At 69.4% G+C, this 24,301-nt stretch carries 22 protein-coding genes and 1 pseudogene; 15 read left to right on the top strand and 8 right to left on the bottom strand.

Features of this window, described 5'->3' with window-relative positions; all coding sequences use genetic code 11:
- Positions 1-20: 20 nt before the first annotated feature.
- Together uvrB and TTY48_RS00220 are read left to right on the top strand one after the other, a co-directional pair.
- The gene (gene uvrB / locus TTY48_RS00225) at positions 21-2,183 is read left to right on the top strand and encodes an excinuclease ABC subunit UvrB (RefSeq protein WP_220655597.1); all 2,163 of its coding nucleotides are present in this window, start codon (positions 21-23) and stop codon (positions 2,181-2,183) included.
- 133 nt (positions 2,184-2,316) lie between these two features.
- On the top strand, positions 2,317-2,763 hold the full coding sequence (locus TTY48_RS00220; protein ID WP_220655596.1) for a universal stress protein: 447 nt from the start codon (positions 2,317-2,319) through the stop codon (positions 2,761-2,763).
- A gap of 13 nt (positions 2,764-2,776) precedes the next feature.
- Here TTY48_RS00220 and TTY48_RS00215 read toward each other — a convergent pair whose 3' ends face one another.
- From TTY48_RS00215 to TTY48_RS00205, 3 genes are all read right to left on the bottom strand, one after another.
- On the bottom strand, positions 2,777-5,008 hold the full coding sequence (locus TTY48_RS00215; protein WP_255585701.1) for a 3'-5' exonuclease: 2,232 nt from the start codon (positions 5,006-5,008) through the stop codon (positions 2,777-2,779).
- 210 nt (positions 5,009-5,218) lie between these two features.
- Positions 5,219-6,391 carry an FAD-dependent monooxygenase gene (locus TTY48_RS00210; protein WP_220655594.1) on the bottom strand — a complete coding sequence of 391 codons (1,173 nt, stop codon included), beginning with the start codon at positions 6,389-6,391 and terminating at the stop codon, positions 5,219-5,221.
- A 41-nt stretch (positions 6,392-6,432) separates the two neighbouring features.
- Complete coding sequence (locus TTY48_RS00205; RefSeq protein ID WP_220655593.1) at positions 6,433-7,047, bottom strand: MBL fold metallo-hydrolase; 615 nt, start codon at positions 7,045-7,047, stop codon at positions 6,433-6,435.
- Positions 7,048-7,143: 96 nt separating this feature from the next.
- Between TTY48_RS00205 and uvrA the strand changes: the two genes are divergently transcribed.
- Both uvrA and nrdH read left to right on the top strand, forming a co-directional pair.
- The gene (uvrA, locus tag TTY48_RS00200) at positions 7,144-10,002 is read left to right on the top strand and encodes an excinuclease ABC subunit UvrA (protein ID WP_220655592.1); all 2,859 of its coding nucleotides are present in this window, start codon (positions 7,144-7,146) and stop codon (positions 10,000-10,002) included.
- Positions 10,003-10,126: 124 nt separating this feature from the next.
- Complete coding sequence (nrdH, locus tag TTY48_RS00195; protein WP_220655591.1) at positions 10,127-10,360, top strand: glutaredoxin-like protein NrdH; 234 nt, start codon at positions 10,127-10,129, stop codon at positions 10,358-10,360.
- Between the two features lie 90 nt (positions 10,361-10,450).
- On the opposite strand, the gene TTY48_RS00190 is transcribed toward nrdH, so the two are convergent.
- Positions 10,451-10,789 carry a hypothetical protein gene (locus tag TTY48_RS00190; RefSeq protein WP_220655590.1) on the bottom strand — a complete coding sequence of 113 codons (339 nt, stop codon included), beginning with the start codon at positions 10,787-10,789 and terminating at the stop codon, positions 10,451-10,453.
- 84 nt (positions 10,790-10,873) lie between these two features.
- On the bottom strand, positions 10,874-11,260 hold the full coding sequence (locus TTY48_RS00185) for a DUF1844 domain-containing protein (protein ID WP_220655589.1): 387 nt from the start codon (positions 11,258-11,260) through the stop codon (positions 10,874-10,876).
- Positions 11,261-11,593: 333 nt separating this feature from the next.
- On the opposite strand from TTY48_RS00185, the gene infC reads away from it, so the two are divergent.
- The 8 genes from infC (at position 11,594) to TTY48_RS00145 (ending at position 17,276) form a co-directional block, all read left to right on the top strand.
- Positions 11,594-12,184 carry a translation initiation factor IF-3 gene (infC, locus tag TTY48_RS00180; protein WP_220658384.1) on the top strand — a complete coding sequence of 197 codons (591 nt, stop codon included), beginning with the start codon at positions 11,594-11,596 and terminating at the stop codon, positions 12,182-12,184.
- Between the two features lie 44 nt (positions 12,185-12,228).
- Positions 12,229-12,423, top strand: a complete 195-nt coding sequence (rpmI, locus tag TTY48_RS00175) for a 50S ribosomal protein L35 (RefSeq protein WP_220655588.1) — start codon at positions 12,229-12,231, stop codon at positions 12,421-12,423.
- A gap of 60 nt (positions 12,424-12,483) precedes the next feature.
- Positions 12,484-12,864 (top strand): 50S ribosomal protein L20, encoded by a 381-nt coding sequence (gene rplT / locus TTY48_RS00170; RefSeq protein ID WP_220655587.1) that lies wholly within the window; start codon positions 12,484-12,486, stop codon positions 12,862-12,864.
- A gap of 1 nt (position 12,865) precedes the next feature.
- Positions 12,866-13,663, top strand: a complete 798-nt coding sequence (locus tag TTY48_RS00165) for an RNA methyltransferase (protein ID WP_220655586.1) — start codon at positions 12,866-12,868, stop codon at positions 13,661-13,663.
- Between the two features lie 95 nt (positions 13,664-13,758).
- Positions 13,759-13,935, top strand: a complete 177-nt coding sequence (locus tag TTY48_RS00160; protein ID WP_220655585.1) for a hypothetical protein — start codon at positions 13,759-13,761, stop codon at positions 13,933-13,935.
- A gap of 84 nt (positions 13,936-14,019) precedes the next feature.
- Entirely contained in the window at positions 14,020-14,667 is a 648-nt protein-coding gene (locus TTY48_RS00155; RefSeq protein WP_220655584.1) for a response regulator transcription factor, read from the top strand.
- The gene (locus TTY48_RS00150; RefSeq protein ID WP_220655583.1) at positions 14,664-15,788 is read left to right on the top strand and encodes a sensor histidine kinase; all 1,125 of its coding nucleotides are present in this window, start codon (positions 14,664-14,666) and stop codon (positions 15,786-15,788) included. The genes TTY48_RS00155 and TTY48_RS00150 overlap by 4 nt, the downstream gene beginning before the upstream one ends.
- Before the next feature lie 63 nt (positions 15,789-15,851).
- Complete coding sequence (locus TTY48_RS00145; RefSeq protein WP_220655582.1) at positions 15,852-17,276, top strand: acyltransferase; 1,425 nt, start codon at positions 15,852-15,854, stop codon at positions 17,274-17,276.
- On the opposite strand, the pseudogene TTY48_RS21205 reads toward TTY48_RS00145, so the two are convergent.
- Positions 17,211-17,729: pseudogene (locus TTY48_RS21205) on the bottom strand (2-phosphosulfolactate phosphatase); the annotation flags it as partial. The gene TTY48_RS00145 and the pseudogene TTY48_RS21205 overlap by 66 nt on opposite strands.
- 209 nt (positions 17,730-17,938) lie before the next feature.
- Here TTY48_RS21205 and TTY48_RS00140 point away from each other — a divergent pair.
- Positions 17,939-18,199 (top strand): hypothetical protein, encoded by a 261-nt coding sequence (locus TTY48_RS00140; RefSeq protein ID WP_220655581.1) that lies wholly within the window; start codon positions 17,939-17,941, stop codon positions 18,197-18,199.
- Positions 18,200-18,209: 10 nt separating this feature from the next.
- Here TTY48_RS00140 and TTY48_RS00135 read toward each other — a convergent pair whose 3' ends face one another.
- Positions 18,210-18,542, bottom strand: coding sequence for a multidrug efflux SMR transporter (locus TTY48_RS00135; RefSeq protein WP_220655580.1), 333 nt, complete (start codon positions 18,540-18,542; stop codon positions 18,210-18,212).
- Between the two features lie 186 nt (positions 18,543-18,728).
- On the opposite strand from TTY48_RS00135, the gene pheS reads away from it, so the two are divergent.
- Entirely contained in the window at positions 18,729-19,799 is a 1,071-nt protein-coding gene (gene pheS / locus TTY48_RS00130) for a phenylalanine--tRNA ligase subunit alpha (protein WP_220655579.1), read from the top strand.
- Positions 19,800-19,842: 43 nt separating this feature from the next.
- Positions 19,843-22,311: a phenylalanine--tRNA ligase subunit beta gene (pheT, locus tag TTY48_RS00125; RefSeq protein ID WP_220655578.1), complete on the top strand. Its 2,469-nt coding sequence runs from the start codon at positions 19,843-19,845 to the stop codon at positions 22,309-22,311.
- Here the strand turns inward: pheT and TTY48_RS00120 are convergent, their stop codons facing one another.
- On the bottom strand, positions 22,312-24,144 hold the full coding sequence (locus TTY48_RS00120) for an NAD(P)/FAD-dependent oxidoreductase (protein WP_220655577.1): 1,833 nt from the start codon (positions 24,142-24,144) through the stop codon (positions 22,312-22,314).
- Positions 24,145-24,301: the final 157 nt, after the last annotated feature.

Here is a 24,301-nt window from a genome sequence, read left to right as displayed (position 1 = left end):
GGTCGGCTTACGCTGGACCCATGGCATTCGCGGCAGAACAACCGGTGGTGGCGCACTCCGAGCACCGCCCGATCGGCGAGGTCGAACGCGCTTCGGCGGAGTTCCAGGTGGTCAGCGAGTACGAGCCCGCGGGCGATCAGCCGACGGCCATCGCCAACTTGGAACAGCGGCTGGGCCGCGGCGAACGGGACGTGGTGCTGCTCGGTGCCACCGGTACCGGTAAATCGGCCACCACGGCCTGGTTGATCGAGAAGGTCCAGCGGCCCACGCTGATCATGGCGCCGAACAAGACCCTGGCCGCGCAGCTCGCCAACGAGCTGCGGGCCATGTTGCCGCACAACGCCGTCGAGTACTTCGTCTCGTACTACGACTACTACCAGCCCGAGGCGTACATCGCGCAGACCGATACGTACATCGAGAAGGACAGCTCGATCAACGACGATGTGGAGCGGCTGCGGCACTCGGCCACTTCGTCGCTGCTGTCCCGTCGCGATGTGGTGGTGGTGGCCTCCGTCTCGTGCATCTACGGCCTCGGCACCCCGCAGAGCTACCTCGATCGGTCGGTGCAGCTCGACGTGGGGATGGAGGTCGATCGGGACGCGCTGCTACGGCTGCTGGTGGACGTGCAGTACACCCGCAACGACATGGCCTTCACCCGGGGCAGCTTCCGCGTGCGGGGCGATACCGTCGAGATCATCCCCTCGTACGAGGAACTCGCCATCCGCATCGAGTTCTTCGGCGATGAGGTGGAGGCGCTCTACTACCTGCACCCGCTCACCGGCGATGTGGTGCGGCAGGTCGAGAACCTGCGGATCTTCCCGGCCACCCACTACGTGGCCGGACCCGAGCGGATGGGCCGGGCGATCGAGGGCATCGAGGCCGAACTCGAGGAACGGTTGGCGGAGTTCGAGCGGCAGGGGAAGCTGCTCGAGGCCCAACGGCTGCGGATGCGCACCCAGTACGACGTGGAGATGATGCGGCAGGTGGGCTTCTGCTCCGGCATCGAGAACTACAGCCGGCACATCGACGGCCGCGAAGCCGGTTCCGCGCCCGCCACCCTGCTCGACTACTTCCCGGAGGACTTCCTCCTGGTGATCGACGAGTCGCACGTGACCGTGCCCCAGATCGGTGCCATGTTCGAGGGCGACCAGTCGCGCAAGCGGAACCTGGTGGACTTCGGATTCCGCCTCCCGTCGGCGGTGGACAACCGCCCCCTCACCTGGGAGGAGTTCACCGAGCGCGTGGGGCAGACGGTGTACCTGTCCGCCACACCCGGCTCCTACGAATTGGGCCAGGCCGGCGGCGAATTCGTCGAGCAGGTGATCCGGCCCACCGGCCTGGTCGATCCGCAGGTGGTGATCAAGCCCACCAAGGGCCAGATCGACGACCTCATGCACGAGATCCGCGAACGCACTGAGAAGGACGAACGCGTCCTGGTGACCACCCTCACCAAGAAGATGGCGGAGGATCTCACCGACTACCTGCTCGAGGCCGGCATCCGCGTGCGCTACCTGCACAGCGACATCGACACCCTGCGCCGCGTGGAACTGCTGCGGCAGCTGCGGCTCGGCGAATACGACGTGCTGGTGGGCATCAACCTGCTCCGCGAGGGCCTCGACCTGCCCGAGGTGTCGCTGGTCGCCATCCTCGACGCCGATAAGGAGGGCTTCCTGCGATCCACCACCTCGCTCATCCAGACCATCGGTCGTGCCGCCCGTAACGTCTCGGGCGAGGTGCACATGTACGCCGACAAGATCACCGATTCGATGCGCAACGCCATCGAGGAGACTGACCGCCGCCGCGAGAAGCAGATCGCCTACAACACGAAGATGGGCGTCGATCCGCAGCCGCTGCGCAAGAAGATCGCCGACATCCTCGATCAGGTGTACACGGAGGCCGACGACACCGAGGCCGCCATCGGCGGGTCCGGCCGCAACGCCAGCCGCGGGCGTCGCGCCCAGGGCGAGCTTCGATCGGCGTCCGCCGTGAGCGCCGGCATGTACGAGGGCGAAGACGTGAAGTCGATGCCGCGGGCCGAATTGGCCGACCTCATCTCGGAACTCACCGATCAGATGATGAACGCGGCACGCGAACTGCAATTCGAACTCGCGGGGCGGATCCGTGACGAGATCGCCGATCTCAAGAAGGAACTTCGAGGAATGGACGCCGCCGGGCTGAAGTGATCCGCTTTGCGATCACACCCGGTGTGTGTTCCGTGCCGCAACCCGCCTGTTCCCGGTCGATATACGGCTATTGTGTCGAGGAAGTTATGCCGAGAAACGGCAGGAAGCACGCCCTAGAGAAATGAGGGACTCGATGAGTGGCTACAGCACCGTGGTGGTCGGCACCGACGGTTCGGAGTCGTCGCTGCGCGCGGTCGACCGCGCCGCGTCGATCGCCGGCGACAACGTCAAGCTGGTGATCGCGTGCGCGTACCTCCCGAGCGAGGCCGCGGACCCGGCCGCCGCCGACGTCCTGCGGGACGAGGCGTACCAGCTGCAGGGTGCCAACCCGGTCAACGACATGCTGCGCACCGCCGAGGGGCGCGCGCTGCAGGCCGGAGCCAAGAACGTCGAGAAGCGCGCCATCAAGGGCCAGCCCGTGGAGGCGCTCCTCGATCTGGTGAAGTCGCAGCCGGAGCCCTCGCTCCTGGTGGTCGGCAACAAGGGCATGAACTCGCTCACCGGCCGCCTGCTGGGATCGGTGCCCTCCGACGCCGCCCGCAAGACCTCGGTGGACATCCTCATCGTCCACACCACGTAGGCGATCTCCGCCGCTAGGCGGACTCCAACGCGCGGAGCGAGCGCGGCAGCGACCCGGACGTGACCACGGTCAACGTCTGGGTCGCTCGCGTCAGTGCCACATACAGGTCCCGCAGGCCGCGATCGAACTCCACCTCCGCGGGCTCACCCACGATCAGTCCGGGCTCCACCACGATCACGTGGTCGAACTCCAGGCCCTTCGAATCGCGGACCCCCATCACCCGCACCGACTTCGAGGTCAGCCGGCGCAGCGGTGCCACCAGCTCCTGCGGCGCGAGCACCGCGGTCAGCCGATCCGGATCGTCGGGCAGCGCGGACCGGACCGCCTCGACGAGGGCCGCACGGTCACCGTCGAACCGCACCAGCCGCGGCGGCTCCGCACCCGACCGCACCGAGGTCGGCGGCGCGAGACTCGGGTCGATCGCCGCCAGCACGTCCGCGGCGAGATCCATGATCTCCTTCGGCGTGCGGTAGTTCACCGTGAGCTCCGAGAGCTGGAACCGGCCCGGCACATACGGATCGAGCGCGGCGTTCCAGCTGATCGACCCCGCGGCGTCGCCGGTCTGCGCGGTATCACCCACCAGCGTCATCCACCGATTCGGGCTGCGCCGCATCAGCATCCGCCAGGCCATCGCCGAGAGCTCCTGCGCCTCATCGACGATCACGTGGCCGAAGGTCCAGGTCCGGTCGTCCCGGGCACGATCGGCGGTGGTGTTGAACTCGCGCACCGTCTGCCGCTCCGCCAGCTGCTCGGCATCGATCAGGTCGTAAGCCATCAGGATCTCGGCGTCGAACTCATCGTCCAGATCCTGTGGGGCCGAGCCGGTCAGGATGTCCAGCGCCTCCTGCGCCTCCTCCAGGCGTTGCCGCCACCGCCGCTCCGCCTCGTCGGCATCGGTGTCGTCGTCGCCCAGGAACTCCGCGATCTCGTCGAGCAGCGGCGCATCCGCCGGGGAGAACGCGGGGGCGCCGTTCGCGCCCGTCACGGCCTCCCGGAACAGCACCTCCCGCTCCGCGTCCGTGAGATCCGGCGCCGCCTCCGCGAGCCGATCCGCGTCGCGCCACAACTCCACCAGCACCCGCTGCGGGGTGAGCGCCGGCCACAGCGAGTCCAGCGCGCCCAGCACCTCCGGGTCCTGCGCGAGCTCGTCGCGGATGTCCGAGATGTCGGTGCGCGAGAGCAGCATCGTGTTGTCGACCACCGACGAGCCGATCGTCGCGGCGTGCTGCGCCGCGAGCGCGTCCAACGCGGACTGCCGGAAGATCGCCCGCGCCGTGTTGTGCGGTCGCCGCGACGAGCGCGCCCGGCCCCGTGCCTTGGTGGCGATCTTCCTGTCCAGGGTCAGCGGGTAACCGTCGAACTTCAGCACGATCGGCTCGTCGGGCACGGTCTGCCAGCCACGCACGGCCTGCTTCATCACCTCGACCATGTCGGTCGAGCCCTTGAGGCGTGCCGCGGCGGCCGAATCGTCGAGGGTGGCGATCACGCCGGGGTACAGGTCGCCGATCGTGCTCAGCAGCACGCCCGTCTCGCCGAGGCTGGGGAGCACCTGGCTGATGTAGTTGAGGAAGGTCTCGTTGGGCCCGACGATGAGCACGCCCGTCCGGGACAGGTTCTGCCGGTACGTGTACAGCAGGTACGCGGCGCGGTGCAGTGCCACCGCCGTCTTGCCCGTGCCCGGGCCACCCTGCACCACCAGCACACCGCGGTGCTCCGACCGGATGATGGTGTCCTGTTCGCGCTGGATCGTCTCCACGATGTCGGTCATCTGTCCGGTGCGGGCCCGGTTCAGCGCCTCCACCAGAGCGGACTCGCCCGCGACGTTCGAGCCCAGGCTCTCGCCGGCACCGTCGTCCCCGGTGAGGGTGAGGCGCTCGTCCACCACGCCCCGCAGCTCGCGGCCCCGGGTGCGCACGTGCCGGCGCACCCGCACGCCCTCCGGCTGCGCCGGGGTGGCGAGGTAGAAGGGCCGGGCCAGGGGAGCGCGCCAATCGAGCAGCAGGGTGGACAGGTCCTCGTCGTCGTCGAGGACTCCGATGCGGCCGATGCGCCGCACCCCGTCGGCGGGGTTGTCGGTCTCGACCATGTCGAGCCGGCCGAAGTACAAGTTGTTCTCCGCCGAGTCGTACTTGGCGATGTCATCGCTGTAGAGCTGGTGGTACGAATCCCGCTCCGAGATCTCCTGCGGGTTCTCGCCCACCTCCTGCAGGTTGTCGGTGCGGCGGCGCTGCGCCGTGTCCCGCATCGCGTCGATCCGCGCGTACACGCGGTCCAGGTGCGCCTGCTCCTCGGCCAACAGGTCGACGCTGGAGACGGGGTTCGTCGTCACGGTGCTCCTCGGATGCGGACCTCGCAGGGAGGCGGCGGCAAAGAATCAGACCATCTATTCTCCACGAGAATTCCGCCGCGCGCTCGTGGCGGCCGTCACCAGCGGTATCGCGGCGCCGTCCGGTGCTCAGCGTCCGGGTCCGGCGTCCGGTAGGTCCGCGTAATCGGGCAGGTCGATGCCGTTGATCGCGCGCTCGATGAGTGCGAAATCCCACTCCGGCGGATCCTCGGCCTCGGGATCGCGACCGCGGGCGTTCAGTTGCGCGACTTCCTGGTTCGCTTCCACGAACGGGCGCATCAGCGTCTCGTAGGCGGTGTAGCCCACGGCGGGATTCCACCCGGCGGCGGCCAGTTCGCCCGCGAGGACGTACGCGCCCACGAGCGCGAGGCCGGTGCCCTGACCCGACATCGGCGACGAGCACGACGCGGCGTCGCCGAGCAGAGCGACGCGGCCCGAGGACCACCGGTCCATCACCACCTGCGCGACCTGGTCCAGATAGAAGTCGGGGGAGTCGTCGAGGTGTCCGAGGATCTGCGGCGTCAGCCAGCCCATCCCCGCCATCCGCTCGCGGAGCAGGGTCTTCTGCGCCGCGAGATCGCGCGAATCGACCGTGAACTCCGGTGCGGTGAAGGAGAACAGGGCCATCCCACGGGTGGCGTCCCGGATCGGTCGCAGGCCCGCCGAGCGGCCCGGTACGACGCAGTCCAGGAGCCACCGGTCCAGTCCGAACTCGTTGGGGACGGTGTAGAAGGCCATGGCGTGCCCGAGGTGCCGGACGTACCGCTCGTGCGGCCCGAAGACCATGGCACGCAGCGACGAATGCAGGCCGTCCGCGCCGATCACGAGGTCGTACCGGTCGCGGGCGCCGCCGGCGAAACTCACGTCGACGCCGCTCGCGTCCTGCTCGAGCGCGGCGATCCGGTCGCCGAAGCGGTAGTCCACGCGGCCACGGGTGTCCTCGTAGAGCACGCGCGACAGGTCGCCGCGCAGGATCTCGATCTCCGCGATGAAACCGTCGCCGCCGTCGTCGTCGGCGCGGAAGGTCTCCAGCACCGCGCCCGACTCGTCGACGATGTACGCGCCCGCGGTGTCCGTACAGGCGGCGCGCACCTGCGCGTCCAGTCCCATCCGGTCGATGACGGTCTTGGCCACGCCGCGAGCGTCCACCGCCTGCCCGCCCGGCCGCAGCGACGGTGCCCGCTCGACGACGGTGACGGTCGCGCCGCGGCGTGTCAGCCAGTGCGCCAGAGCGGGTCCGGCGATACTCGCGCCGGCGATCAAGACTCTCGGACCGCTCACCTGACCTCCTTCGGTCTCGCTGTCACCGTGGGCGAAGCCTGCTACCAGCCGCGCTCACGCCACTCGGCCAGGTGCGGACGCTCGGCGCCGAGGGTGGTGCCCGTGCCGTGGCCGGGGTGGATCACGGTGTCGTCGTCATAGCGATCGAACAGCTTCGTGGTCACGTCGGTGAAGAGCCGGTCGAAGTCCTCGGGCGAGCCGGTCTTGCCGACACCGCCGGGGAACAGGCTGTCGCCGGTGAAGATGTGCGTGGGCGCACCGTCGACCTCGGGCCGCAGAGCCAGGGCGACCGACCCGGGCGTGTGCCCCACCAGCTCGATCACGTCGAACGTGAGATCACCCACCGTGAGCACCTCGCCGTCGGACAGCGTGCGATCAGTCGGGGCATCGATGCCCTCGGCGTCGTTGACACCGGCCGCAGCCGGGACGCCCAGGCCCTCGCGCACATCGGCCAAGGCGTACCAATGATCCAGGTGGCGGTGGGTGGTGACGATGACTTCGACCCCACCGATCTCCCGCGCGAAGGCGAGGATCCGGTCGGCCTCGTTCGCGGCGTCGATGAGAAGGGTGTGCCCGGCGGAATCACTGACCAGGTACACGTTGTTGTCCATACCGCCGACGGAGAGCTGATTGATCGTGGTGGTCACACCGGTCACGCTACCGCGCGGACGAAAACTTGTCGGTGGGCTTCTCTAGCATTGCGGGCGGACCCGTCTGGGTCGGCTCGGAGTTGGAACGGTGAAGGGAACACGGTGGCGGATCGCCTGATCGTGCGCGGCGCGCGCGAGCACAACCTGCGGGGAATCGATGTGGACCTCCCGCGCGACAGCCTCATCGTGTTCACGGGGCTCTCGGGATCCGGCAAGTCGAGCCTCGCCTTCGACACCATCTTCGCGGAGGGGCAGCGCCGCTACGTGGAATCGCTGTCCGCGTACGCGCGCCAGTTCCTCGGCCAGATGGACAAGCCCGATGTCGACTTCATCGAGGGCCTCTCGCCCGCGGTGTCCATCGACCAGAAGTCGACCAACCGGAACCCGCGCTCCACGGTGGGCACCATCACCGAGGTCTACGACTACCTGCGCCTGCTCTACGCCCGCGCCGGCACGCCGCACTGCCCCGAGTGCGGGTCGGTGATCGCGCGGCAGACGCCGCAGCAGATCGTCGACCAGGTGCTCGACATGGAGCAGGGCACCCGCTTCCAAGTGCTCGCGCCGGTCGTCCGCACCCGCAAGGGCGAGTTCGTCGACCTGTTCAACCAGTTGCAGACGCAGGGCTACGCCCGCGCCCGGATCGACGGCGTGGTCTACCAGCTCAGCGAGCCGCCCAAGCTCAAGAAGCAGGAGAAGCACGACATCGAGGTGGTCGTGGACCGGCTCTCGGTGAAGGCCTCGTCCAAGCAGCGGCTCACCGACTCCATCGAGACCGCGCTCCGCCTGGCCGACGGCATCGTCGTGCTCGATTTCGTGGACCGCGAGGAGAACGATGCGGAGCGCGAGCGCCGGTTCTCCGAGAAGATGGCCTGCCCCAACGGCCACCCCATCGCGGTCGACGATCTGGAGCCGCGCTCCTTCTCCTTCAACTCGCCCTACGGCGCCTGCCCCGAATGCGACGGCCTCGGCGTGCGCAAGGAGGTCGACCCGGAACTCGTGGTCCCGGACCCCGAGCTCTCCCTGGCCGAGGGCGCCATCGCGCCCTGGGCGTCCGGCCAGACCGCCGACTACTTCCTGCGCCTGCTGTCCGGGCTCGCCGATGCCATGGGTTTCGATCTCGACACCCCGTGGAAGAGCCTGCCGGCGAAGGCCCGCAAGGCCGTGATCGAGGGCTCCGAGCACCAGGTGCACGTGAAGTACCGCAACCGGTACGGCCGCACCCGCTCGTACTACGCCGAGTTCGAGGGCGTCATGCCCTTCCTGCACCGCCGCCTCGAATCCACCGAGTCGGAGCAGATGAAGGAGCGGTACGAGGGCTACATGCGCGATGTGCCGTGCCCCGTCTGCCAGGGCGCGCGGCTGCGGCCCGAGATCCTGGCCGTCACCCTCGACCATCCTCGGTTCGGCGAGAAGTCCATCGCCGATGTGGCCTCGATGTCGGTGGGGGACTGCGCCGATTACCTCTCCGACCTCAAGCTCGGCGCGCGCGAAGCGGCCATCGCCGGCCGCGTGCTCAAGGAGGTGCAGGCCCGGATCGACTTCCTGCTGGACGTGGGCCTGGAGTACCTGTCCCTGTCCCGGGCGGCCGGTTCGCTCTCCGGCGGCGAGGCGCAGCGGATCCGGCTCGCCACGCAGATCGGTTCCGGCCTCGCCGGTGTGCTGTACGTGCTCGACGAGCCGTCGATCGGCCTGCACCAGCGCGACAACCGCCGCCTCATCGACACCCTGGTGCGGCTGCGCGACCTGGGCAACACCCTGATCGTGGTCGAACACGATGAGGACACCATCCGTACTGCGGACTGGGTGGTCGACATCGGCCCGTACGCGGGCGAGCACGGCGGCAAGGTGGTGCACAGCGGTACCTACAAGGCGCTGTTGAAGAACAAGGAGTCGCTGACCGGCGCGTATCTGTCCGGGCGCAAGGCGCTCCCGGTGCCCGCGGTGCGCCGGCCCATCGACAAGAAGCGTCAGCTCAAGGTGGTGGGCGCGCGTGAGCACAACCTGCAGGGGATCGACGTCTCCTTCCCCCTGGGCGTGCTCACAGCGGTCACGGGCGTCTCGGGTTCGGGCAAGTCGACTCTGGTCAACGACATCCTCGCGACGGTGCTGGCGAACAAGCTCAACGGCGCCCGCCAGGTGCCGGGACGGCACAGCCGGGTCACGGGGCTCGACGATCTGGACAAGCTGGTCCAGGTCGATCAGTCGCCGATCGGCCGCACCCCGCGGTCGAACCCGGCCACGTACACCGGTGTCTTCGACAAGATCCGCACACTGTTCGCAGCCACCACCGAGGCGAAGGTCCGCGGCTACCAGCCCGGCCGGTTCTCGTTCAACGTCAAGGGCGGCCGGTGCGAATCCTGCTCCGGCGACGGCACCATCAAGATCGAGATGAACTTCCTCCCGGACGTCTACGTCCCGTGCGAGGTGTGCCACGGCGCGCGGTACAACCGCGAGACCTTGGAGGTGCACTACAAGGGCAAGAACATCGCCGAGGTGCTCGACATGCCGATCGAGGAGGCCGCGGAGTTCTTCGAGGCGGTCACCTCGATCCATCGCTACCTCAAGACGCTGGTGGAGGTGGGCCTCGGCTACGTCCGCCTCGGGCAACCGGCCACCACCCTGTCGGGCGGCGAGGCGCAGCGCGTGAAGCTGGCCGCCGAACTGCAGAAGCGCTCGAACGGGCGCACCGTCTACATCCTCGACGAGCCCACCACGGGCCTCCACTTCGAGGACATCGCCAAGCTGCTGCAGGTGATCGACGGACTGGTCGATAAGGGCAACTCGGTGATCGTGATCGAGCACAACCTGGACGTGATCAAGACCGCCGACTGGATCATCGACATGGGGCCGGAGGGCGGCAGCGGGGGCGGCACCGTGGTCGCGCAGGGCACGCCCGAAGACGTCGCGGCGGTCTCCGAGTCGTACACAGGCTCGTTCCTCGCGGAGGTTCTGGCCACGTAGGAGCGCTGTGCGCCTGGGGATCGAGCTGTGGAACCACGGTGGATCAGTTGGGGACGCCTGTGGATGAAAACCCATCATCTTGGGATAATTGCAAGCGTGTGACACAAGATGTAGTGTTAACGGTATGAGCAGCGTGACCGTCTACACCAAGCCCGCGTGCGTGCAGTGCACCGCGACCTACCGCGCCCTGGACAAGGCCGGCATCGAGTACACGTCGGTCGACATCAGCGTCGATGCGGACGCCCGGGACTACGTCCTGGCGCTCGGCTACCTGCAGGCGCCGGTCGTTGTGATCGACGGCGGCGACCACTGGTCGGGCTTCCGTCCGGACCGGATCAAGACGCTGCAGGCGGCCTGATCGCTCGCACCTGCATCGACGACGTGAGGCGGCCCCGGGGAAGGGGCCGCCTCACGCGTCTTCAGGGGGCTTGTCGCTCACCACGGGGCGTCACCAGCGGTGGCAGTGTCCCGGGATCCACCGACCCGGCACCCATCGCGGCTGCTCCCACCAGCCGTTGTTCCAGCGCGGGGGCACCCAGTACCCGGGGTGCCAGCCGTTCCAATCGACCCAACCGGGCCGCCAGTAACCGGCCTGCCACCAGCCGGGGTGCCAGCGCCCGCCCTGCCAGTAGCCGGGAGCCCACCGTCCGGGCTCACAGGCCCCGGGGCCACCGGGGTGCTGCACGGCCGGAGTGGGGGCCGCGACGGCGGTGGCGACGCCGCCCAACGGAACCATCACAGATGCGGCGACGATGACGCCCGCCGCGAGCGTTCGCAGTTTCTTCATATTTCGGACGGTACGCCCGGTGTGACCTGGAACACTAGACGTGTTTACCCAGGTCAGGGTGAGTTTGGGGGTTAACCCTGAGGCTTATCCGTACACCGGTCCGGTGTATTTCTCGCCCGGACCCTGGCCCGGTTCATCCGGGTAACTGCTGTATTCACGGAAGGCCAGTTGGAGGCTCTTCAGTCCGTCCCGATACGGGCCGGCGTGCGGGCCCAAGTACTCCACCGACGCGGTGGTCAGTCCCGCCAGCGCGGTGATCAGTCGGCGCGCCTCGTCGAGGTCGAAATGCGGGCTCTTGCGCGGGTCGAACTCGGCACCGTCGCCCTGCTCGTGCGACGACAGGCCGAGCTTCTCCGCGGCGGCACTCATCAACATCATCCAGGCCGACGAGATGACCTCGATCGACGGCGACTCCGCGAGGAGCCGATCGAGCGAGGTGGGCTCGGGCGACGAATTCGGATTCTCGGTCACGACTGCTACACTTTCACGTGCGACCGCTCCGGCATGCGCCGGGGCAGCAAGTGGAGTCCACTCCCACCACGCCGACTCATGGTCGGCTGGTCCGGTCACCGTGCAGGTTCCCACCTGGGAATACCTGCCACGGTCTCCTCGTTGGAGGAGGGGTTGATCGTCGGCATACGCCGCGCGGCCCGAATCGGTCGGTGTGGGCCCCGCCAGGTGATGATCGCCTGGTCGGGGCCTTTTCGCTGTGTGGGACTTGGTGGGCCTCGAGGGCTGTGCGGCGGTCTACGAGAGAAGACCGCTCGCAAGGTCATCAAGCGAGTACCTAACTGAGGAGGCCCCATCAGCACTGAGACACGCACCAACGGTCAGATCCGCGTCCCCGAGGTCCGGCTTGTCGGTCCCGGCGGCGAGCAGGTCGGGATCGTGCGCGTTGAGGATGCGCTCAAGCTGGCGTACGAGGCGGACCTCGACCTCGTCGAGGTGGCACCCAATGCCCGCCCGCCCGTGTGCAAGATCATGGACTACGGCAAGTTCAAGTACGAGGCCGCGCAGAAGCTGCGCGAGTCCCGCAAGAACCAGCAGATGACCGTGATCAAGGAGCAGAAGCTCCGTCCCAAGATCGACGACCACGACTACGAGACCAAGAAGGGTCACGTCGTCCGGTTCCTGGAGCAGGGCTCCAAGGTGAAGGTCACGATCATGTTCCGCGGTCGCGAGCAGTCGCGTCCGGAGCTGGGATTCCGCCTCCTGCAGCGCCTGGGCGCCGATGTCGCCGAGTACGGCTTCATCGAGACGTCCGCGAAGCAGGACGGCCGCAACATGACCATGGTCCTCGCCCCGCACAAGGGTGCGAAGACCCGCGCCAAGGCGCAGCAGGACAAGGACGCCCCGGTGGCGCGGCCCGCCGCGCCCGAGGCTCCGGCCCAGTAGCGATCCCCGTCGCCACCGGCCACGAACTACGAAAAGAGACGAACATGCCGAAGAACAAGTCCCACAGCGGTACCGCGAAGCGCTTCAAGATCTCGGGCACCGGCAAGGTGCTGCGCCAGAAGGCCGGCCGTCGCCACCTGCTGGAGCACAAGAGCTCGCGCGTCACCCGTCGCCTCGACGGCGTGGCCGAGGTGGCCCCCGCCGACGTGCGTCGCGTCAAGAAGCTGCTCGGCAAGTAAGCCTCAGCAGCAACCTTCTCGATACCCGCTAGAACTTTTCACACGTAAGGACCCAGAACTATGGCACGCGTCAAGCGCGCAGTAAACGCTCAGAAGAAGCGTCGCTCCATCCTCGAGGCCTCGAAGGGCTACCGCGGCCAGCGCTCGCGGCTCTACCGCAAGGCCAAGGAGCAGCAGCTCCACTCGCTGACGTACGCCTACCGCGACCGTCGTGCGCGCAAGGGCGACTTCCGCAAGCTGTGGATCACCCGCATCAACGCCGCTGCGCGGGCCAACGACCTCACCTACAACCGCCTCATCCAGGGCCTGAACCTGGCCGGCGTCGAGGTCGACCGTAAGAACCTCGCCGAGATCGCCGTCTCGGACCCGGCTGCCTTCACCGCGCTGGTGGACATCGCCAAGAAGGCGCTGCCCGCCGACGTGAACGCGCCCGTCGCGTAACTTGGCAGACCACCCGGAACGACCCGCGGACCCGCTCTTCACCGAGCGGACCCCGCGGGTCGTTTCCGCATCCAAGCTCCTGCGTTCCGCCGGACGGCGGAAGGCCGGGCTCTTCCTCGCGGAGGGCTCCAACGCCGTGACCTCCGCGCTCGCGGCCGACCTCGTCGAGGAACTCTTCGTCACCGAGGACGGCGCCGCCCGCTATCCCGAGCTGCTCGTCGGCCGGGTCGCGTACGTCACCGACCGCGCCATGCGCGGCCTCTCGGACACCGTCACCCCGCCCGGGATCGTGGCCGTCTGCCGGGCCCTGCCGCAGGCGCGTGTGCCCGACGGTGCGCGGCTGGTCGCCGTGCCCGTCGACGTCTCCGAACCGGGCAACGCCGGCACCGTCATCCGCGTGGCCGACGCCGTGGGCGCCGATGCCGTGCTGCTCGCCGGTGACGCCGTCGACCCGATGAACGGCAAGGTGGTCCGCGCGTCCGCCGGATCGGTCTTCCACCTGCCGGTCGCGCAGGAACGCGACCCGTCCGCCGCAGTGGCGAAACTGCGCGCCGCCGGCTTGACGGTGCTGGCCACCGCCGCCGACGGTGAAGTCAGTCTCGACGACGCCGACGAGCTGTTGGCCGGGCCCACGGCGTGGCTGTTCGGCAACGAGGCGCACGGCCTGCCGCGCGACCTGCAGGCGGCGGCCGATCACCGCATCGCGATCCCGATCCGTGGACGCGCCGAATCGCTCAACCTCGCCACGGCCGCCTCCATCTGCCTGTACGCGAGCTCGCGGGTGCAGAACCGCCCCTGACCCCGCCGATCGACGGGGAGCCAACCGCCGTCAGGTGCCGGACACCGGCCTGTCATCGCCTACCGGAGCGGACGGCCACCGACGACGCTCGAGGTATGGCGGCGGACGGCTATCTCCTACAGCTCCTCTTCGGAGTGCTCGACCGATGGTTGGACTCCGCCGGGGAGTGGAGCCGCCTCGGCGCCGCGGCGGTCTGGCTGACCGTGCTCGGCTCCACCGTCCTGGCGTGGTCGAGGGTCCGTCGCCAGGAACGGAGCGACCGCCGTCCGTGATGTGCGGTGCGCCGTTCGCGGGGATCGGTGCCGTGCGTGTGGCGGTAGAATCGTTGGTCGGTGGTGTGATGCGGAGGAGTCGCGATGGTGCGGATCGTCGTGGTCGACGATGAGGCGCTCGTTCGGCGTGGATTCGAACTGATGCTCGGCCATGCGCCCGACATCGAGGTAGTGGCCGCCGTGCCCGGCGGCGAGGCCTACGACGCAGTGACCCGGCACCAGCCCGATGTCGTCCTCCTGGACATCCGCATGCCGGACGTGGACGGTCTCACGCTGCTCGACAAGTTCACCCGGATGCCGTCGCCGCCCGTGGTCGCGATGCTCACCACCTTCGATTCCGACGAGTACATCGCACACGCGCTCCGCCGCGGCGCGGCCGGTTTCCTGGTCAAGGACACCGATCCGGAGCAGCTCGTGCAGCTGGTGCGCACGCTGGCCGAGGGCGGTGTGGTGCTCTCACCCAAGGTCGCGACCCAGGTGGTCAGCGGTTTCCTCGGGGGCGTCACGGTGGACGATCTGGGCACCGACAAGCTGTCGCCACGCGAGCGTGAGGTGCTGGTACTGGTTGCGGACGGGCTGTCGAACCTCGAGATCGGCCGCGTCATGCACCTGAGCGTGGGCACCGTGAAGGACCACGTCAGCGCGCTGCTCGGCAAGCTGGGGGTGGCCAACCGCGTGCAGGCCGCGCTCGTCGCTCAGCGTGCCGGACTCCTGGAGGAGCAGGCGCAGTGACCGCGATCACGCGACAGCGGTTGCGGTCGTTCGGCGGCGAGGCGGCGCTGATGGGGCTGGGAGGGCTCGAAGCGTGGTCCGTCCACGAGTTCAATCCACGCTGGACCGATGCCCTCATGGCTGTCGCGGTGCTTCTGCTGCCGCTCCGCAACAGGTTCCCGTTGGTGTACTTCGTTCTCGCGGCGGTGACGGCGTACAACATCTCCTCCGTGGTGATCCAGTTCGCGGGGATGTACGCCGTGGCCGTGAACTTCCGGCGAATGATCGTGCCCGCTCTCGCGGCGGCCGCCCTCGTGATCACGATGCTCGTCTCGTGGTACGCGATGAGGGACGGTGCCCTGGAGTACGCGGAGAGTGGCGGGATGTGGGTCAGCAGCATCGGCTTCATCGTGGCGATGGCGGCCGCCCCGCTGGCCTTCGGCAGGCTCGTCCGGGCCCGGCGCGAGTTGGCCGCGCAACTCACCGAGCTGATCGACGCGCAGGAGGATCAGCGGCGCCTGCACGAGCACAGCGTGCTGTACCGGGAACGTGCGCAGCTCGCGCGCGAGATGCACGACGTGGTCTCCCACCAGGTGAGCCTGATCGCGGTGGAGGCGGGTGCGCTGCAGGTGGTGACCGCCGACGACAACTCGCGCGAATCGGCCCGGTCGATCCGCCGGCTCGCCGTCAGCACTCTCGACGAACTGCGCCACATGGTCGGGGTGCTCCGGGCATCGGGTACTGAGGCGAACGGCCTCTCGCCGCAGCCGACGGCACAGGATCTCCCGCAGCTCGTCGCGTCCAGCGGTCTCGCCGTGACACTGTCCGGAGAGCTTCCGGAGGATCTGAGTCCCGCGGTCGCGCGTGCGGTGTACCGCACCACGCAGGAGGCGCTGACCAATGCGCGCAAGCACGCGCCGGGCGCCAGCGTGGGGGTCACCGTCGACACCGAGGGGCGGGGGCTGCGCCTGCAGATCATCAACGGGCGACCGACCCGCGTGGCCCTCGACCTGCCGGGTTCGAAGGTCGGGCTCCTGGGGCTGCGGGAACGCGCGGAGACGCTGAGCGGTTCGCTCGATGCGGCACCCACCGCAGCCGGCGGCTATTCCGTCACCCTCGCCGTGCCCGACCGCAGCGCCTGAGGGCGAAATCCTCATGCCGATCGGGTAGGACTACTCATTCGTCGCGACCTGCGCGCGGGAAGCATGATGGACATGATGCTTCTGCCGTCCCGTACCGCCGTCCTCGACGGCACGCCCGCCACGCGCGACCGTGCCGTGGACGTGGCGCGCCTCGTGAGCCTGCTCGTGGTGATGTTCGGTCACTCGACGCTGTTGCTCGCCACCATCACGCCGTCCGGCGTGTGGGTGGGCAACACGCTGGGCGCGCTGCCGTCCCTTCAGCCCATCACCTGGCTGCTGCAGGTGATGCCGCTGTTCTTCCTGGCGGGTGCGGCGTCGGCCGCGTACGGCTGGAAGCCCGGTACCGCGTGGGGAGGCTGGTTGCTGAGCCGTGCACAACGCCTCTGCCGCCCGGTGTTCTGGTACCTCGGCTTCTGGTCGGTGGTGCTGCTCGGGGTGCGCGTCGTGGCGGGGGAGCCGAGCGCGACGCGGCTGGGGCAGGAGAGCGTCGCGCTGCTGTGGTTCATCGGCGTGTACCTGCTGATCCTCGCGCTCGTGCCGGCCCTGATGACTCTTCGGTCCTCCGCGGCCGCGGCCGCCGTGATCGTGGGTCTGCTCGGCGCGGCCGCGATCGCCGACCAGGTGCGGCTGCGGACCGGCGCGATCGAGGCGGGGTTCCCCAACTTCCTGTTCGTCTGGTTGATCCCGGCGGTCGTGGGCGTGGCCTACGCCCGGCGGTTGATCCGTCCGTTGCCCGCGGTGCTCGCGGCGGCGGCGGCCTTCGCCGGCGCGGTCGCGCTGGTGGTGTTTGGCCCGTACGACGTGCCGCTGGTGGTGACCGGTGCCGAGACTTTCTCCAACACCACGCCGCCCACGCTGCTGCTCGGCCTGCACAGCGTGTGGGTGAGCCTGCTGTTCGTCGTCGCCGCGCCCGTGATCGGGCGGTGGGCCCACCGGCCCCGGGTCTGGTACCCGGTGGCGGTGGGCAACGGCGGCGCGATGACGCTGTACCTGTGGCACATCCCCGCCATCGCGATCGCCGCGTTCGCTTTGCACGCGGTGGGCATCGACGCCGTCGACCCTCGGCAGAGCGGCTTCTGGGGCCTGATGGCGCTGCGCGCAGCGGTCTTCGCGGTGGTGATGTTCGCGTTGTTCCTGCTGCTGTCGCCGTTGGAGCACCGCCGGATTCCGTGGTGGGACGATCGGGTGACGGCCCGTGGCGCCCGCGGTGCGGTGGTGGGCGGCCTCGTGTGCGCGGCGGGGATCGCGGTGCTGCTCATGGCGAAGGAGGGGCTCGGCTCACCGACCGGGTGGACCGCGCTCGCGGTGTTCGTCCTCGCGATGGTCGCGGCCCGGGCCCTAGCCCGCCCGGAAGCGCCCGCCGTCGAGCACGGGGACCACCGTCGTGACCCCGACCTCGCCCGCCACCTCGACGTCGTCGCCGAAGCCGAGGGCGATCAGCTCACGCCCGGAGGCGCAGCCGCGGAGGGCGTCCGCGGGGGCCGCTGACACCGATCGCCACGCCGCCCGGGCAGTCTCGGCCTCGGGGGAAAGGCGGCCGGGCAGGCCGTCGATCACGGCGCCCGCGCCCCAGAGGTCCTCGACCGCGGGCCGTAGGGCACCGTCGGGCCATCGCTCGCCCGATGGGATCACGGCGACCGTCGCTCCCGGACGCTGGGCGATCCACTCTCCGACGGCGCGCGCGTTGCGCAACGACGCGGCGAGCACGGTGGCGCCGCCCTGCGACAGGGCGTGCACGATCGTCGAGCCGTTCGGGGAGGGGAGCACCAGGCGCCGCACGCCGGTGGCCGCGCGGATCGACGACGGTGAGAGGCTCACCTCGCCGGGACCGGCGTCGCTGCGGCCGACCGCCAGCACCGCGTCGTGCTCGCGCGCGAGGGACGCCGCGGAATCGTCGCGCCAACGGTGCGGGTACACCTCGATGTCCCGCTCGACGGCCACCGCGACGCAGGTGGTGAACGACAGCACGTCGACCACCACGACGATGTCGGCGTTCTCGCCCACGGCGCGGGCACCGTCGAGGCCCCATTCGCAGCGGACGGCGTACGCGGATTGGCGGTGTTGCGGGTTCACCGCCCCATTCTCGTCGCTGCCCGACCGCCGCGGTGTGGTAGATAGTGAAGAGATAGTTCTCTCGGGAGGAGATCGTGATGAAGCGAATCGCACTGGCGGGTCTGCTCGGCGCCGCGGCAGCGCTCGCGCCGGCGGGGGCGCAGGCGGCACCGGCACCGGCACCGGCCATGGTCACCGTGACCTGCGATGTGTACGCGCAGCAGTTCGGCAACATGCTCGCCTCGTTCGCGGGAACCGTGCACGGTACGGGGCCGAACCCCGCCGCCGCGCGGGCCAATGCGGAGTCGAAGATCTGGGGACCCTACGGCTCGATGCCGTACATCGCGAACTGCCGCTGAGCTCGGGCGGTCAGTGACCGCCGGCGCTGACGTTGATGATCACGACGCCCGTGATGGTGATGACCATGCCGGCGATGGTGGTCAGCGAGATCCGGTCGTTGAACAGGAAGGCGGCGAACACGGTGACCAGCACCGTGCCCGCGGCCGACCAGATGGCGTAAGCCACGCCCACGGAGATCTCGCGCAGCGAGAGCCCCAGGAAGGCGAAGGCGCCGATGTAGCCCGGGATCACGATGAGCATGGGCCACAGGTTCTTGAAACCGTCCGTGGCGCGCAGTGACAGGGTGGCCGCCACCTCGCAGACGATGGCGAGGAACAGCAGGATCGCGGCGGTGCGTGACATGGCGGAGCCCCATCGGTGGTGTCGATACGACGTGGTCGTCGTCCACGGCATATTCGCGGCGCCGAGGACACGTGTCAACAGCTGTGTGTCCGGTGCCCGTGTACCAGCGGTAATGCGCTGTCGGCGGCGATCGGCCGTCGACTACTCTGGACGGGTACTTCCCAGCGAATCGAGGAGCCGCGCACCGTGTCTGATGCCCCCGCGTCGGAGAATTCAGCCCCGCAGGTCAGCGACCTGAGTGAGGCCGCGCTCGGCGCGGCGGCGGAGGCTGCGGCGCAGGCCTTCGCGGCCGCGTCCAACCTCGACGAACTGGCGGCCGCCCGGCAGGCGCACCTCGGCGAGAAGTCGCCGCTCGCGCTGAGCAAGCGCGCGCTCGGCTCCATCCCCAAGGAGGAGCGCAAGGACGCCGGCAAGCGCGTGAACGTGGCGCAGGCGCAGGCCCGGGACTCCTACGAGCAGCGCAAGACGGTGCTCGACGCCGAGCGCGACGCCGCCGTCCTCGTGGCCGAGGCGATCGATGTGACGCTGCCCTCGGGCCGCAATCCGCAGGGTGCCCGCCACCCCATCAGCATCATCTCCGACCAGGTCGCCGACTTCTTCGTGGGCATCGGCTGGGAGATCGCCGAGGGGCCCGAGGTGGAGACCGAGCACTTCAACTTCGACGCGCTGAACTTCCTTCCGGATCATCCGGCGCGCTCCATGCAGGACACCTTCTACGTGGCGCCGGAAGGCTCGCGGCAGGTGCTGCGCACCCACACCTCGCCGGTGCAGGTGCGCTCGATGCTCACCCGCGACGTGCCGATCTACGTGGCCTGCCCCGGCCGCACCTTCCGCACCGACGAGCTGGACGCCACGCATACGCCGGTGTTCAGCCAGGTCGAAGGGCTCGCCGTCGACAAGGGCCTGACAATGGCGAACCTGCGCGGCACCCTGGAGGCCTTCGCGAAGGCGATGTTCGGCCCCGAGACCACCACCCGGATGCGGCCGAACTACTTCCCGTTCACGGAACCCTCCGCCGAGGTCGACATCTGGTTCCCGCAGAAGAAGGGCGGCGCCGGCTGGGTCGAGTGGGGCGGCTGCGGCATGGTCAACCCGAACGTGCTGCGCGCCTGCGGCATCGACCCCGAGGAGTACTCGGGATTCGCTTTCGGCATGGGCCTGGAGCGCACGCTGCAGTTCCGCAACGGCATCCCCGACATGCGCGACATCGTCGAGGGCGATGTCCGCTTCACCCTGCCCTTCGGCGTCCAGGGCTGACCGCCCCCGCCCGCCTGCACACACCGATAGAAGGACTTTTCCAGTGCGCGTTGCACAGTCATGGCTCACCGAGATCCTCCGGCGCGACACCCCCGAGTGGGGTATCACTCCGCAGGAGCTGGACGCCGGGTTCGTCCGCGTCGGTTTCGAGGTCGAGGAGCTGGACTCGCTCGACACGGTGACCGGTCCGCTGGTCGTGGGCCGCGTCGCGCAGATCGAGGAGCTGACCAACTTCCGCAAGCCGATCCGGTTCTGTCAGGTGGAGGTGGGCGAGGCGGCCCCGCGCGACATCGTGTGCGGCGCGCGCAACTTCGCCGAGGGCGACCTCGTGGTCGTCGCGCTCCCCGGCGCGGTGCTCCCGGGTGGCTTCGAGATCGCCACGCGCCAGACCTACGACCACACCTCGGACGGCATGATCTGCTCGGTCTCCGAGCTCGGACTCGGCACCGACCACTCGGGCATCCTCGTGCTGCCCGCGGGCACCGCGCAGCCGGGCGACGATGCCAAGGCCGTGCTGGGCATGGACGATGCGGTGATCGAGCTGAACGTGACGCCGGACCGCGGCTACGCCTTCTCGATCCGCGGCCTCGCCCGCGAGCTGGCGTGCGGCTTCGATCTGCCGTTCACCGACATCACCACCCCGTCGGACCAGCAGGGATCCGGCGCCGGCGGCGTGGACGTGACCGTGGAGCCGGAGAGCGGCTGCACCCGGTTCACCGCGCTGCGCGTCGAGGGCATCGACCCGAAGGCCGTGAGCCCGTGGTGGCTGCAGCGCCGCCTGCTCACGTCCGGGGTGCGCCCGATCAGCGCCGCGGTGGACGTCACCAACTACCTGATGCTGCTCAGCGGCCAGCCGCTGCACGCCTTCGACGCCGACAAGGTGCGGGGTGGCCTCGTGGTGCGTGCGGCGCGGCCCGGCGAGAAGCTGGAAACCCTCGACCACGTCGAGCGCACGCTCGATCCCGAGGACGCCGTGATCGTCGACGATTCCGGGCCGGTCTCACTGGCCGGTGTCATGGGCGGCGCGTCCACCGAGGTCGGCGACGACACGGTGAACGTGATCCTCGAGGGCGCGATCTGGAACCCGGTCAAGGTCTTCCGCACCGGCAAGCGGCACAAGCTCAGCTCCGACGCCGCGAAGCGGTACGAGCGCACCGTGGACCCGGCCATCTCGGTGTGGACGGTGCGCGAGGCCGCGCGGCTGCTCACCGAGATCGCGGGCGGCACGATCGTCGGCGAGATCACCGACCTCGGCTCGTACGGCGAGCGCCCGCAGGTGGTGATCGCCGCGGACCGTCCGGACCGGGTCGCCGGGATCACCTACCCCGCCGGGACGACGGTGCGCCGGCTCACCCAGGTGGGTTGCGCCATCGAGGGTTCCGAGAACCTCACGGTGACCCCGCCGACGTGGCGGCCCGATCTGACCATGCCCGCCGATCTGGTGGAGGAGGTGCTGCGCCTGGAGGGGCTGGAGCAGATCCCGCCGGTGCTGCCCGCCGCGCCCGGCGGACGCGGCCTGTCGCCGCGCCAGCAGCGCCGCCGGATCGTCAGCCGTGCGCTGGCGCACACCGGCCACGTCGAGGTGCTCACGGGACCGTTCCTTCCCGCCGGGGTGTTCGACACCTGGGCGCTGGACGCCGACGATCCGCGGCGCACCACCACGAAGGTGCTCAACCCGCTCGAGGCCGATCGTCCGTCGCTCGCCACCACACTGCTGCCGGGGCTGCTGGAGATCTTGGCGCGCAACGTCTCCCGCGGTCAGCGCGATCTGGCGCTGTACTCGATCGCACAGGTGGTGCTGCCGTCGGAGAAGACCGTGGCCGTCGACCCCATCCCGGTGGACCGGCGTCCGACCGCCGAGCAGATCGATGAGCTCAACGCCTCGCTGCCCGTGCAGCCCGAGCACGTCGCGGTCGTCTTCACCGGACTGCGCGAGCCCGCCGGACCGTGGGGTGCCGGCCGTCCCGCCGATGCCACGGACGCCTTCGAGGCGGTCCGTGAGATCGGCCGCGCGAGCAATGTCGAGCTCACCCTGCGGTCGGCCCAGTACGCCCCCTTCCATCCCGGACGGTGCGCCGAGGTGCTCGCAGGTGATGTGGTCGTGGGGCACGCAGGCGAGTTGCACCCGGCGGTGCTCGAACGTGCGGGTCTGCCGCCGCGCACCGTCGCCGTCGAGGTGGACCTGGATGCGATCCCGCTGACGCAGGTGCTTCCGGCGCCGCGGGTCTCGCCCTTCCCCGCGGTACTGCAGGACGTCGCGGTCGTCGTCGACGCCGCGGTGCCTGCGGCGTCCGTGCAGGAGGCGCTGACCGCCGGTGCGGGCGAGCTGTTGGAGGCGATCTCGCTGTTCGACGTCTTCACCGGGGCGCAGGTGGGCGAGGGACGCAAGTCGCTGGCCTTCGCGCTGCGCTTCCGTGCCGCTGATCGCACCCTCACCGAGGACGAGGCCTCCGCCGCCCGCGATGCCGCGGTGGCGAAGGCCTCGGAGCAGGTCGGCGCCGTCCTGCGGTAGCTAGCTGGTGTGGTGCACCTGCGCCAGTTGGTACACCGGGGTGTCGATGCCCTCGTAGCGCGCTTTGAGTTGCAGGGCCAGGTACAGCGAGTAGTGCCGGGACTGGTGCAGGTTGCCGCCCATCATCCACAGTCCGGGCACCTGGGTGGGCTTCCACATGTTGCGCTGCTCGCCCTCCCAGGGGCCGGGGTCCTTGGTGGTGTCGGAGCCGAGGCCCCAGCACTTGCCCAGTCGGTCGGCGGTTTCCTGGCCCATGAGGTCGGCGGCCCAGCCGTTCATCGATCCGTAGCCGGTGGCGTAGACCACGAGGTCGGCGGGCAGCACCGTGCCGTCCTTGAGCACCACGGCGTCCTCGGTCAGGTGATCGACGCCGCCCTTGGCCAGCTTGATCGAGCCGTCGATGATGAGGCCGGCGGCGCCGACGTCGATGTAGTACCCGGAGCCGCGACGCAGGTACTTCATGAACAGGCCCGAGTCGTCGTCGCCGAAATCGAGTTCGTATCCGGCCTTTTCGAGGCCCGCGTAGAAGTCGGCGTCGATCTCGCGGACCTTGTCGTAGATCGGCTTCTGGAACTCGTTCATGATCCGGTAGGGGAGCGAGGCGAAGATCATGTCGGCCTTGTCGGTGGTCACGCCGTTGGCGACCGCCCGCTCGCTGTACAGGTCGCCCAGTCCGTGCTCCATGAGCGATTCGGACTTGATGATGTGGGTCGAGCTGCGCTGCACCATCGTCACATCGGCGCCGGCCTCGATGAGCGCCTTGCTGATGTCGAGTGCGGAGTTGTTGGCGCCGATCACCACGACCCTCTTGCCCGCGTAGGCGTCCGGGCCGGGGTGCTTGCTCGAGTGGTGCTGTTCGCCGCGGAAGACGTCCATTCCGGGGAAGTCGGGCACGTTCGGCTTGCCGGACATGCCGGTCGCCAGTACCAGTTGTTTCGGGTGCAGGGTCAGGCGCTCACCGTCCTTGTTCACCTCGACGGTCCACTCGCCCATGGCCTCGTCGTACGAGGCGGACAATGCCTCGGTGCGCGACCAGTACGGCACCTCCATGACGCGGGTGTACATCTCCAGCCAGTCGCCGATCTTGTCCTTCGGGGCGAAGACGGGCCAGTTGGCGGGGAAGGGCAGGTACGGCAGGTGGTCGTACCAGACGGGGTCGTGCAGGCACAGCGACTTGTAGCGGCCGCGCCACTGGTCGCCGGGACGGTCGTACTTGTCGACCACGAGCGCGGGGACGCCCAGTTGGCGCAGGCGCGCCCCGAGGGCGATGCCGCCCTGGCCGCCGCCGATCACCAGCGTGTCGGGCTGCACCGAGCGACCCAGTTCGGCCTCCTCCTGCTCGCGGCGCTCGGCCCAGGTCGGCGCGTCGACGTGGGCGCCGTGCACCGCGCCCATGGGGCGGCGCTCGCCGAAGGATTCCTCGTGGCCCTTGAGCTCGCGCAGTGTGGTGAGCAGTGTCCAGGCGCGGTCGACGCCGTCCTCGCCCTCCCGGATCCGCAGGTGGCCCTTGCCGCGCCCCACACCGGTCTCGAATCCGATGAAGGCCTCGGCCACGTCCTCGCCCGAGGCGGGATCGGTGGTCACGAAACCGCTGGGATCGGCGTCGTCGAGGCGCTCGGTGAGCATCGCGGCGATCTGGTCGCGGCCTTCGCTGGTGTGCAGGTTCCAGGTGAACGCGACCAGGTCCCGCCAGAACGCGCCGGGTTCGAAGAGCTCGGCCACGGCGGCCGTGTCGCGCGCGGTGAGCGCCGCCTCGAACCGCGCCAGCCACGCATCCACCCGCTGCTGCGGGTCCGTGCGGGTGGCCTGTTCCCTATCCGCGATCGCGGTCATGAGGTGCTCCTTCGTCTCGAACGGTGAATCCGTCTGTGTCCTGCATCACACGCCGGTGTGACGGGTGCGACAAGGGTTGCGTCCGGTTGCAGCGGGGACGGTCGTGGCGGGCCGGGCGGCGAATCCGGCTCGGGGACCCGGTGCGCGGTGCAGAATC

Origin of the sequence: Tsukamurella sp. TY48, assembly GCF_019656655.1 — a bacterium.
GTDB classification, from domain to species: domain Bacteria; phylum Actinomycetota; class Actinomycetes; order Mycobacteriales; family Mycobacteriaceae; genus Tsukamurella; species Tsukamurella strandjordii.
The sequence above is the reverse complement of the archived record's forward strand: the minus strand, read 5'-3'. Positions and strand labels throughout refer to the sequence as shown.